Annotated in this window: 10 protein-coding genes; 4 read left to right on the forward strand and 6 right to left on the reverse strand. The window is 54.6% G+C overall.

Annotated features, from left to right (window positions below):
* Positions 1-93 precede the first annotated feature (93 nt).
* From FN806_RS09475 to FN806_RS09500, 6 genes are all read right to left on the reverse strand, one after another.
* Positions 94-795 (reverse strand): response regulator transcription factor, encoded by a 702-nt coding sequence (locus FN806_RS09475; protein ID WP_142636417.1) that lies wholly within the window; start codon positions 793-795, stop codon positions 94-96.
* Positions 795-2,660 (reverse strand): PAS-domain containing protein, encoded by a 1,866-nt coding sequence (locus tag FN806_RS09480; RefSeq protein WP_142636418.1) that lies wholly within the window; start codon positions 2,658-2,660, stop codon positions 795-797. The genes FN806_RS09475 and FN806_RS09480 overlap by 1 nt, the downstream gene beginning before the upstream one ends.
* A 104-nt stretch (positions 2,661-2,764) precedes the next feature.
* Positions 2,765-4,297 carry a sulfatase-like hydrolase/transferase gene (locus FN806_RS09485; RefSeq protein ID WP_142636419.1) on the reverse strand — a complete coding sequence of 511 codons (1,533 nt, stop codon included), beginning with the start codon at positions 4,295-4,297 and terminating at the stop codon, positions 2,765-2,767.
* Between the two features lie 72 nt (positions 4,298-4,369).
* Entirely contained in the window at positions 4,370-6,205 is a 1,836-nt protein-coding gene (locus FN806_RS09490) for a carbamoyltransferase family protein (RefSeq protein WP_142636420.1), read from the reverse strand.
* A 4-nt stretch (positions 6,206-6,209) separates the two neighbouring features.
* Complete coding sequence (locus tag FN806_RS09495) at positions 6,210-6,359, reverse strand: DUF5989 family protein (RefSeq protein WP_142636421.1); 150 nt, start codon at positions 6,357-6,359, stop codon at positions 6,210-6,212.
* Positions 6,360-6,375: 16 nt separating this feature from the next.
* The gene (locus FN806_RS09500; RefSeq protein WP_142636423.1) at positions 6,376-6,780 is read right to left on the reverse strand and encodes an SxtJ family membrane protein; all 405 of its coding nucleotides are present in this window, start codon (positions 6,778-6,780) and stop codon (positions 6,376-6,378) included.
* A gap of 191 nt (positions 6,781-6,971) precedes the next feature.
* Here FN806_RS09500 and FN806_RS09505 point away from each other — a divergent pair, with 191 nt between their 5' ends.
* From FN806_RS09505 to FN806_RS09520, 4 genes are read left to right on the forward strand one after another with little or no spacing between them, the layout of a single operon-like run.
* A complete protein-coding gene (locus tag FN806_RS09505) occupies positions 6,972-8,096 on the forward strand; it encodes an ABC transporter permease (RefSeq protein ID WP_142636425.1) in 1,125 nt (374 codons plus the stop codon).
* Between the two features lies 1 nt (position 8,097).
* Positions 8,098-8,913, forward strand: coding sequence for an ABC transporter ATP-binding protein (locus FN806_RS09510; protein ID WP_142636427.1), 816 nt, complete (start codon positions 8,098-8,100; stop codon positions 8,911-8,913).
* 5 nt (positions 8,914-8,918) lie between these two features.
* Positions 8,919-10,235 (forward strand): MlaD family protein, encoded by a 1,317-nt coding sequence (locus FN806_RS09515; protein ID WP_142636429.1) that lies wholly within the window; start codon positions 8,919-8,921, stop codon positions 10,233-10,235.
* A 14-nt stretch (positions 10,236-10,249) separates the two neighbouring features.
* Positions 10,250-10,882: an ABC-type transport auxiliary lipoprotein family protein gene (locus tag FN806_RS09520; protein WP_246097221.1), complete on the forward strand. Its 633-nt coding sequence runs from the start codon at positions 10,250-10,252 to the stop codon at positions 10,880-10,882.
* The last annotated feature ends 92 nt before the right edge of the window (positions 10,883-10,974 follow it).

A 10,974-nucleotide genomic window follows, 5' to 3' on the forward strand; every position in this document is an offset into this window, starting at 1 on the left:
GGCGACCGCAATATCTACTTTAGCGCCCCTACGTTCCGACAGCTTATGAGCCCGTTTCACACCGAACGCCAGATGCACCCAGCTTCGTCATCATCATCGCCAGGCGACGTCGCCCAAAAAGATGTACCCTGCCCCATAGATGGTTTTAATCAATCGCGGGTTCTTGGGGTCCTCGCCCAGTTTTGTTCGCAATCGGGATATTCGCACGTCCATGGCCCGGTCAAAGCTGTCGCCCGCGCCTCCCCCGAGCGCTTCTTGCATCTGCGACCGGCTGATCAACCGTTTAGGACTATCTAGAAACAGACGTAACACCTCGGCCTCGGCGTGGCTGAACGGCGTTTCTGATCCGGAACCGTCTTCAAGAACGTAGCGGTCGAAATACGCGGTCCAGCCGTTGAATTCTGCGATCTCTGACTGAGGAGCTGGTGCCCGCGATGATCGAAGCCGCGCCCGGATACGAGCGACCACTTCGGCTGGATCAAAGGGTTTGGTGATGTAGTCATCCGCGCCAAGCTCCAATCCGGTGACACGATCCTGTACCTGTGCCCGCCCCGAAATAATGATGACTGCGGCACCTTGTTCCAAAGCCAGGCGATGAACAAGTGCCAAGCCGTCTGTGTCCGGCAAAGACAGGTCGACCAGACACACATCGGGCACCACTCTTTTCAACGATGCTTCAAATTCACGAGCACGGGAAAAACTTTGAGTGCGGAACCCCGCCTCTTCCAGTGTGTCGGTCAGGATACGACGTATCTCAGGCTCATCATCTAAGATGGTTACCAGCGGTTGGTTCATCATGCGGCCTCATTTCGGATTAAGGCAGTAAGCTGCGCTTGTGTGAACGGTTTGCGCAGAACTGGTGCCAAAGCCAGTGCCTGACGATGCAGCGGGTCGGAATAAGGCAGCGATGTCATTAGAATACACGGCAAGTCAGGGTTCACTTTCTGCAAAAGGTCAAGCCCCGTCTCTGGTCCTTCCAGCCGAATGTCGGACAATATCAATGCAATGTCTTCGATCTGGTTCACTAATGAAAGCGCCTCATCGGTTGAGGTCGCCTCAATCACGGTGAACCCCATCTCCACAAGCATATCACGGAAATTCCGACGAAGTTGGCTGCTGTCTTCAACCAACAGAACCAGCCCTTCCAGCGCAGGCGGCGCGGCGCGGTATGGTAACCGAAGAACCACCATGGCGCCGCTTGGTGTATTGCGCAGGCTCAGATTTCCGCCGGTCAATTTGACCGTATCGTAAACCATGGGCAAACCCAAACCCGATCCCTTATCACCCTTTGTGGTGAAGAAAGGATTGAGTGCTTTTCCAAGCGCTTCTTCCGAAAAGCCCGGCCCTGTGTCCGAGACGGAAATCTCGATCCAGGTTCCACCAATCGTATGCGCGCTGATCGTGATCTGACCTGTTTCTCCGCACGCATCTCGCGCATTCAGCACCAGATTCAGGATGGCGTCCTGCATCATCCCCTGATCCAACATAAGTGCCACATCCGGCAATGTATTCACGACCGAAAGCCCCATGCCACGCGGCAGTGACGGCGTGGCGAGAATACGCAAATCCTCGAGGAGAGCACGCATATCCGTGGCTTTGGGTTGCGGCGTTCGGTTGCCGGTCATGCCTGCTATGCGGTTCAGCAACTGCCCGCCGCGTTTAGCAGTCTGGCGCGTGGCGGCCACCAGCTTTTGTGCGCCTTCCGGCAGGTCCATTTTATCAAGCTTGCCCTGCATCCCCAGTATAATTGTCAGCAAGTTTGAGAAATCATGCGCAAGACCGCTTGTCATTTGCGCCGCCATTTCCCGGCGGCGTGTTTGTTGCAGGGCCACACGGGCTTGCGTTTCTTCAGTGATGTCGACTGACATCACATAGACACCGCCTTCGCTGTCGGGCGTGAACGAAACACGGATTCGACGTGAATCCTGACCCTCTGTGAATTCAAATACCGTGGCTTCCCCGTCGTAGGCACGGTTCAGGTTCTGTTCGATCCGCGCAAATGCGGCCGGTCCCAAAGCGTCAGAAATATGCATCCCAAGAATTTCAGAGGGACGGCCGGGCAAAACCGAACTGAGCTTGCGATTGGAATAATCGTACCGCCCATCGGCATCCAGATGCGCAATATGCGCTGGCATCATTTCGGTTGTCATCCGGGTACGGGCTTCGATTTCGGTTAACTGACGTTTTGCCTCTTCCAAAGCCGAAATGGTCGACGCTAGCTTTCTGTTGGTCGCTGCCAATTCCTCGGCCCGGGTCAACAATTCGTCCGACAATTCTTCGGAACGCGCCCGCAATAGCGCTTCGGCCTGTTTGGTATCTGTGATGTCGGTATAGACCGTTACCCATCCGCCGTTGGGCAGCGGTGCACCCTCGACCGAGATCACCTGCCCATTCGCCCTGACGCGCTCAATATAGTGCGGTTCAAAAGTGAGGGCCTGACTGACCCTATGTGCGACGATGTCCTCGACAACCTCATCATGGCCATACTCGCCGATGCTCGCCAGAAAATGTATTGTGTCACGGAACAACGCACCCGGCCGGACCAGATCATCCGGAAGGTCGAACATCACCTGAAAAGGCCGGTTGCAAAGCACAAGCCGCAACTGACTGTCGTAGATCGACAACGCCTGACCGATCAGATTCAGCCCAGCTGTCGTCATTGCCTTTATCTGGTTATCTGTGATGTTCAATCTGCCCCCTCTCTGAAGCTATGCGTAACATCAGATTGATCGCAGGTGTAGCAGAGACAGGGCAACATTCCCGACTAATGCCTGAGCTTGGATTTTGGCCCCTCTTTGGTGATGGAATGCAGGGAAAGCGTATGGTCCATATTTCGCATACGGTGCCGCAGCATCTCGCGCCCCAACCTGGCCAGGTCTGTTGCGTATTCCGGGTTGCTCGCCACGTTTTCCATTTCGCCGCGACGCAGGTGGTCAAACAAAAGCGGTGGCAGGTTTGCCGCAAACTCGACCAGCGTAAACCGTTCGTCACGCAAGATGGACAGGCATGAATCGCTACTGCCCGTTCCCAATTCCTGTTGCCAAAGGGTTGGATTTTCCGGCTCGGCAAAGTCAAGCTCGCTGAAAGAAAAGCTTCGCCAATCCTTGGGTCCCTGCCCCTGCAGAAACGGCATCAAAGACCGCCCATCAATAGAATTCGGGATACTCTGGCCCACCCAATCCAAAATGGTTGGCGTGATGTCAATCGACTCGGTCGGTGCCGTCACCACGGCTCCGGCCTGCGCCTGATTGCCTGGCATCCGGACCAGTAAAGGCGTGTGATAAGCTGCGTCATAGACGGTCATCTTACCCCAGCTATGTCGATCACCCAGCATTTCACCGTGGTCAGCTGTGATTACGATCAATGTCTCATCATATTGATTGCTGTCCTTGAGAAACTGGACAACGCGGCCGATATGATAATCGACCTCTGTTGCAAGGCCCAGATAAACAGAGCGCAGCGCCTGAATATTGGCCGTGGAGGGTTGCACCTCATCAAAACCCAAAACGAAATCCGAAGCCGAATACCGAGCCATCGTTGGTCCAAAAAACGGGTGTATTGCCAGTTCATCTTCTGGGCTGACATGACCAACCGGCCGCGGCAACGCGACGGGATCGTACATATCGTTATAGGGAGCGGGTGCGACCAAAGGAGGATGAGGCCGGATATAGGTCAGATGCGCAAACCAGCTTTGGTCGCCGAAGGCCGCGATACTGTCCAGAAAAACGTTGGTCAAAAAGGCGGTGTCGCTGTCTTCGGCGCGGTACACCGCCGGGTCGTTCAATTTGGATGGCTCACCTGAGGTTGAAACAGGTTTGTGCAGATCCCAGTATGTGTCGAACCTGTAACCTTTTTTCAGCAGGTCAGCGCGCCAAGGATAAGATTCTTCAAGCCGCATTTCCACGACCTCTTCAAACCCCTCCATGGGACGTTCGTAAGATTTCAGGATCGGGTCATTGGCATCGTAAACCCGTGGGTCAGCCGAGGTGTCGGTATACCCGTAGAGCAAGGGCAGATATCCCGCCTTACGCATCTCGGTTGCGATGTTTGGCGTGTCGTGCCGCAAAGGCGTTCCATTGCGAACCGATCTATGATTCATCGCATATTGCCCGGTCAGGATGGACGCACGCGACGGGCCACAAGGGTTAGTAACCGAGAAATGGCGCTGAAACGTTACGGCCTCGTCCATAAAAGCGCGCAGATTAGGCAAATTGACATGCTCGGCCAGCGCGCCGGTCAGACAATCTGCCCGAAGCTGGTCAATCACGACAAACAAGACATTTCCGCGCTGCCGCATTCCCTGCCCCCGATTCCACCAAATAGGTCTCAGGGGCAGACTGTGTCGCGGTTCCGCCGCTTGCGCAACAGATTAGTCCAGCTCGTATTTTGTCTCGTAATTCTCCCTAAGTGCGGGATCCTGATCTTCCTTACGCAACAGGCAGTTCCCGATGGACAGGACCTCGATATCCGTTCCCATGAAACAGCGGAACGCATCGGTGGGCGTGCACACAATCGGTTCGCCGCGCACATTGAATGAAGTGTTCACCACCAAAGAGCATCCGGTCAGTTCTTTAAACTTTGAAATCAGCGCGTGATAGGCTGGGTTGGTCTCTTGGTGGACTGTCTGGATACGGGCAGAATAATCAACATGGGTCACAGCAGGGATGTCAGATCGTTTGACGTTCAGTTTTTCAATCCCGAACAGAGCGTCTTCTTCCTCGGTCATCTTGCGCCGGATTTTTTCCTGCACATCCGCCACGATCAACATGTAAGGGCTATCGCCATCCAGTTCGAACCAATCGGCTACGTCTTCGCGCAGAACGGATGGGGCAAATGGGCGGAAGCTTTCGCGATACTTGACCTTCAGGTTCAGCGTTTTCTGCATCGAAGCTGACCGTGGATCGCCCAGAATGGAGCGGGCACCCAACGCGCGCGGCCCGAATTCCATCCGCCCCTGGAACCAACCAACGGCCTTCCCGTCAGCCAGCGCCTGCGCCGTCTGGTCAATCAACTCACCATTTTCATAGGTGGAGAACTTCGCACCGGCCGCCGCCAGTTCTTGTGCGATGTCATCATCTTCGTAACGTGGACCCAAATAGGCTCCCAGCATCTGGTCACCCGAGGTCACCTGCCGCGGCTGCGCTAGCTCTTGATGCCAGGCCGCATAGGCAGCACCCAGCGCCCCGCCCGCATCACCCGCTGCGGGCTGCACCCAAACATTGTCGAAGGCGCCATCGCGAAGAATTTTGCCATTCGCGACACAGTTCAGAGCAACGCCTCCGGCCATGCAGAGGTTGCGTATACCATGCTCTTTCGCCAGGTCCCGAGTGATCCGCAGCATGATCTCTTCGGTTACGGCCTGAACCGACGCGGCAATATCCATGTGGAACTGCGTCAGCTGGTCGGTTTCGGCTTTTCGAACCGGTTGGTCGAACAGCTCTTCCATCGCTTTGCTCGTCATGGTCAGACCAGCTGTATAATTGAAATACTTCTGGTTCAGGCGGAACGAACCGTCCTCTTTCAGGTCGACAAGATGCTCAAGGATCAGATCCTTGTATTTGGGGTCGCCATAGGGCGCCAAGCCCATGACCTTGTATTCACCAGAATTCACCTTGAACCCGGTGTAATAGGTGAATGCAGAATACAGCAGACCCAGCGAATGCGGGAAATGCAACTCTTTCACCATGGTCAGCTCATTGCCGCGACCAATACCCACGGTGGTGGTTGCCCATTCTCCGACTCCATCGACAGTCAGCACGACCGCGTCTTCGAAGGGCGAAGGATAGAACGCACTGGCCGCGTGACTGATGTGGTGCTCGGCGAACAGCAGTTTTTCGAGATCGAATTCCGGGTCGATTTTGCGAAGCTGCTTTGCAAGCAGATCCTTGAGAAACAGCTTCTCTCGCAGCCAGACCGGCATTGCCATGCGGAAGGAATTGAACCCGCGTGGCGCCACCGCAATGTAAGTCTCGATCAACCGTTCGAATTTTAGAAACGGTTTGTCGTAGAAAACCACATTGTCGACGTCTTCAAGCGCAACCCCCGATTCGGCCAGCACGTAATTGATGGCTTCTACCGGAAATCCGGGGTCGTGTTTGCGCCGTGTAAAACGCTCTTCCTGCGCGGCCGCAACGATCTTGCCGTCGCAAAGCAACGCCGCTGCGCTGTCGTGATACAGCGCCGAAATACCTAAAATGTATGCCATGTGATCAGAACAACGTGTAGACGAAAGGTGCAATCGCCGAGCCTTGGCTCAACACGATCAATCCACCAAACACACCCAAAACGATCAGAATGGGCAACAGCCAGAATTTCTTTCTGACTTTCATAAATGACCAGAGCTCGGATACGAATGTCACGCCTGGTACTCCCTTGTTAAAATTGCTGTTTCATGCTGCCGGGCTGCTCTTCACGAACAATCCAGTAGCTATCTGATGAACTGTCCAGTTTCTGTGACAGCAGGTCTTTTCCCAACAGGCGCGTAACCAGCCCAAACGGGACAAACGTAGTGATAAACACCAAAAACATGACGATTGGGGCCACAATCGCACCCAAAAGCATGCCGAGTTTGAACCAAAGCCGGTTCGGCACCTTCAGAGTAGCGGGTGCAAAAACTGTCAAAGCCAGAATAACCCCAGCGATAACCATTGGGATCAGGCGTACCGACCCTCCGCCCCACAAGGGCCAAAGAGCTATAATTATGAAGACAGCGGTGAAGACGTAACCAAAGCCCCGTTCGGACCCAATTTCGACTTCTACCTTCGCGTGATGATCAGACATTGAACACAACCATAATAACCAAACAAAAAACCTGCGCAAAGAATAACACTACTGGTTGCCGAAACAAGCCTTTTGCAAGCTCAAACCATCATTCTTGCGATGAATGCCATCTTGCATCGCCTGATGGCTAAATACTTGAAGCGTGACAAAAACCCGTTGCAGCACCATGCAGATTCACATCAGATACCCCCATGACCCGGCCTACATTCACAACTGACCTGGATACGGATCAGGTTCACCTGCAGATATCGGGTGATCTTCACACCCAATCTCTGGATATGGTTGAGCAAGAATTCGCGAATTTCCATCCCAACGGCGGAACGGTCACAGTTGATTTGACAGGCGTTAAGGCACTCGACACTGGCGGGGCTTGGCTGATTGCCAGCCTTGTCCGCAAGGTGAAGTCCAGCGGCGGGCAAGTCGAGCTGCACGGTGCAACCGCCGCGCATTCCGCGCTGATCGAAACGGTTTCTCGCAACATGCCGGACGAACCCGCCCCTGATCCCGGAAAGCCAGACTTTCTGGATTGGGTGGCACGTGTCGGCGAGCGCACAGTCGGTGGCTGGAAAGACAGCTTGTCGTTGCTTGAGTTTCTGGGCCTGACGCTACACCGGCTGGTCCGCACAATCTTGATGCCGCGGCGTCTGCGGCGGGCTGCGCTGGTATCGCAGATGGAAGAAACCGGTTTGAAAGCGATTCCGATCGTTGCCCTTATGGGTTTTCTGATCGGCGTTGTACTAGCATTTCAGGGGGCCACGCAGCTCAAGCAGTTCGGGGCCGAGATATTCGTGGTCGAATTGATCTCGATCTCTGTGCTGCGTGAGCTGGGCATTTTGTTGACGGCAATCATTGTTGCGGGTCGCTCGGGATCTGCTTTTACAGCTTCCATCGGCTCGATGAAGGTGCAAGAAGAAATAGATGCCATGCGGACGCTGGGCCTGGATCCGATCGAGGTTCTGGTCATTCCACGCGTTGTGGCGTTGCTGATCATGCTGCCAATCCTAGGGTTCATCGCCGATATCGCCGCCTTGATTGGCGGCGGACTTATGAGCTGGATCGACCTTGGAGTCAGCCCCGGAATGTTCGTGACCCGCCTCAAGGAAAACACCGGCATCTGGCAATTTGCCATCGGTATGATCAAGGCACCTTTCTTTGCGCTGGTCATCGGTATCATCGCCTGTTGGCAGGCCTTACAGGTCAAAGGATCGGCACAAAGTGTTGGGCAAAGAACCACCGCCTCCGTGGTCCAGGCGATCTTCTTGGTGATCGCGCTGGATGCCATGTTCTCGATCTTTTTCTCGGTACTGGGGGTCTAAAATGGACGGTGTAACCCGCGAACAGATGCCGATTGGCGACACCCAGCGCGAGGCGGTGATACGGGTCCGCAATCTGACCAACCGGTTCGGGCCGCAGGTCGTGCACCAGGATCTGAATTTGGATGTCTGGCGGGGCGAAGTACTGGGCATTGTCGGCGGCTCGGGCACGGGTAAATCCGTCTTGCTCCGCACCATCGTCGGCCTGAACAAACCAGCCGCGGGAAGCATCGAAGTTCTGGGCGTCGACGTCCTGAACGGCCCCGAACAAGAGAGGCGGCGCATCGAACGCCGCTGGGGCGTCGCCTTTCAGGACGGCGCGCTTTTCTCGTCGCTCACCGTGTTGCAGAATGTCGTAGCCCCCCTGCGCGAGCATACAGGAATAAGTGAAAGCCTTATGTCGGCGCTTGGCGGTCTGAAAATCAGCTTGGTCGGACTGCCGCAGCTGAGCTGTGGCAAATTCCCGTCTGAACTGTCGGGCGGGATGCGCAAACGTGCCGCTTTGGCGCGCGCGCTGGCACTGGACCCTGAGATCGTATTTCTTGATGAACCAACGGCCGGTTTGGATCCCATCGGCGCCGCTGCTTATGACGACCTGATTGGCGAACTTCAGCAAGCGCTGGGTCTGACTGTGTTTATGGTCACGCACGATCTGGATAGCCTTTATGCGATTTGCAACAGGATCGCAGTTCTTGCAGAAAAACGTGTTCTGGTTGATGGTCCGATTGAAGAGATGACCAAAGTCGATCATCCTTGGGTACAAGAATATTTCACCGGCCCCCGGGCGCGCGCAGCACAAAAAAAGGGTCAGGACAGGTAACACCCATGGAAACCCGAGCAAATTATATCCTGATCGGTGCATTCACCCTGGCTGGAATACTGGGTGCGTTTGGCTTTTTTCTATGGCTGGCCAAATTCGAGGTTTCCCGGCAATACGCCTATTACAATGTACTGTTCGACAATGTTTCGGGCCTGTCTGCGGCAGGTGGCGTCAGTTACAACGGACTGCCAGTCGGGCAGGTAATCTCCCTTAACTTGGATGACGAGCACCCATCCAAAGTGCGCGTCCGCATTGAAGTAGACGCAAGTATCCCGGTGACCGAGGATACCGTCGCCCAGTTACAATCGCTTGGGGTCACTGGGGTCAGCTATGTGGAACTGACCGGAGGTTCGGCATCGGCCAAACGACTAGAGCAGGACAGCCTTATCAAAAGCAAACGCAGCACCATCCAGTCCTTGTTCGAAGGTGCCCCTAAACTGTTGGAAAAGGCAATTACGCTGATCGAGGATATCGACAAGGTGGTGGATGACAAGAACCGCCAGCAGGTATCTCAGATTCTGGAGAACGTATCTTCGGCCACCGGAAGGCTGGACAAAACCCTTGCAGATTTCGAAAACTTGTCCTCAGATTTGGGTGGCGCAGCTAAAGAAATTTCAGCCTTCTCAAAACGCCTCGAAAAATTGGCAGACACCGCAGAAACAACGCTGGAAGCCGGAACAAATACATTAAATAGCCTGAAAACCGCATCCGACACGGCTGTATCGGCCCTAGACAGCGCAAAAGATACTTTTGACGCAGCAGATCGCATCATGCAGCAGGATCTGCAGCCCTTCATCGAACGGGCCTCGACCCTGGCAGACCACCTTACGGTCCTGACCGAAGATGGGCGCGTCGCGCTGGCCACGGTTTCCGAGACTTTCGTGAACGCAAACAAAACGCTCGGCTCCGTCACTGGTACGATGGAAACAGCAAAGGGCACTTTGACCTCAGCTGAACGCGCATTTGACTCGGCCAATGAGGTGATCAACAAAGATATCGGCGTCGTCATGGATGATGTCCGCAATGCCGCCAACCAAGTGGCGTCCACGGTGACGAAAGTGACAGACAGGCTTGATGATATTTCAGCCGATATCCTCAGCGCGTCCAAATCGGCCTCGGAACTTTTGGGAACCATCGACGGCATCGTTCAGGACAATCGCCGTCAACTGTCCGATTTCATGCGGGTTGGCCTGCCACAATTCACGCGTTTCATAGAAGAATCCCAACGACTGGTGATCAGCCTTGATCGTCTGGTGGACAAAGTTGAACGCGACCCCGCCCGTTTCCTTCTTGGGACCCAAGCATCGGAGTATCGTCAATGATCAGGCATTTGATAATGACCGCAGTTTTGGCGTCTCTGGGGGCGTGTACCGGACTGGAAACGCTGCGGCAGGCCTCAGAACCCAATGATCTCTATCTGCTGACACCCAAAAGCACGTTTTCTTCTTCGCTGCCGCGCATCCAGAAACAGATCGTGGTCCAAGAGCCAACCGCGACTGCCGCGGTAAATACCGATCAAATTGCAGTTCAGCCGACACCTTTGCAGGTTCAATATCTGCCGCGTGCCAGATGGGTGGATCGCGCGCCGCTGATCGTCCAGGCGCTTTTGGTCGAAAGCTATGAAAACAGCGGACGGGTATCCGCCGTGGGTCGTTCGACCGTGGGGCTTCGTCCGGATTATGTGATTGTTCCCGATCTACGCGAGTTTCAGGGCATTGTCGTTAACCAGGATGGTGAAAGCTCGACCGTACGCGTCGAAGTCCGCATGAATATCAAGATCGTGGACGAGTTCGACGACAAAATCATCGCATCGAATTCGTTCCAAGAGAACGTAATTGCCAAAAGTAACCAGACCGAAGATCTGGTTACTGCCTTTGACGTTGCTCTGGGTAAAACCATGCGGGATGCTGTCGAATGGAGCATTCGTAGAATTAGTACCCATACAGCCAACAACCCTAGGTCATTCTAGGCTCCAGACTCATTGATTTACAGCCAGAATAGGACTGTAGCAGCGAGAGCGATGGCCGAGAGGAATACCTTTGGGCATCTGTCATATCGGGT

It is taken from the genome of Ruegeria faecimaris, from assembly GCF_900182615.1.
In the GTDB taxonomy this organism is placed as follows: domain Bacteria; phylum Pseudomonadota; class Alphaproteobacteria; order Rhodobacterales; family Rhodobacteraceae; genus Ruegeria; species Ruegeria faecimaris.

Bases quoted from the DNA above. Each gene is read 5' to 3' on its own strand.
- FN806_RS09485 (WP_142636419.1), bottom strand. From the start codon at position 4,297: ATGCGGCAGCGCGGAAATGTCTTGTTTGTCGTGATTGACCAGCTTCGG.
- FN806_RS09475 (WP_142636417.1), bottom strand. From the start codon at position 795: ATGAACCAACCGCTGGTAACCATCTTAGATGATGAGCCTGAGATACGT.
- FN806_RS09480 (WP_142636418.1), bottom strand. From the start codon at position 2,660: ATGACGACAGCTGGGCTGAATCTGATCGGTCAGGCGTTGTCGATCTAC.
- FN806_RS09510 (WP_142636427.1), top strand. From the start codon at position 8,098: ATGGACGGTGTAACCCGCGAACAGATGCCGATTGGCGACACCCAGCGC.
- FN806_RS09490 (WP_142636420.1), bottom strand. From the start codon at position 6,205: ATGGCATACATTTTAGGTATTTCGGCGCTGTATCACGACAGCGCAGCG.
- FN806_RS09515 (WP_142636429.1), top strand. From the start codon at position 8,919: ATGGAAACCCGAGCAAATTATATCCTGATCGGTGCATTCACCCTGGCT.
- FN806_RS09500 (WP_142636423.1), bottom strand. From the start codon at position 6,780: ATGTCTGATCATCACGCGAAGGTAGAAGTCGAAATTGGGTCCGAACGG.
- FN806_RS09505 (WP_142636425.1), top strand. From the start codon at position 6,972: ATGACCCGGCCTACATTCACAACTGACCTGGATACGGATCAGGTTCAC.
- FN806_RS09520 (WP_246097221.1), top strand. From the start codon at position 10,250: ATGACCGCAGTTTTGGCGTCTCTGGGGGCGTGTACCGGACTGGAAACG.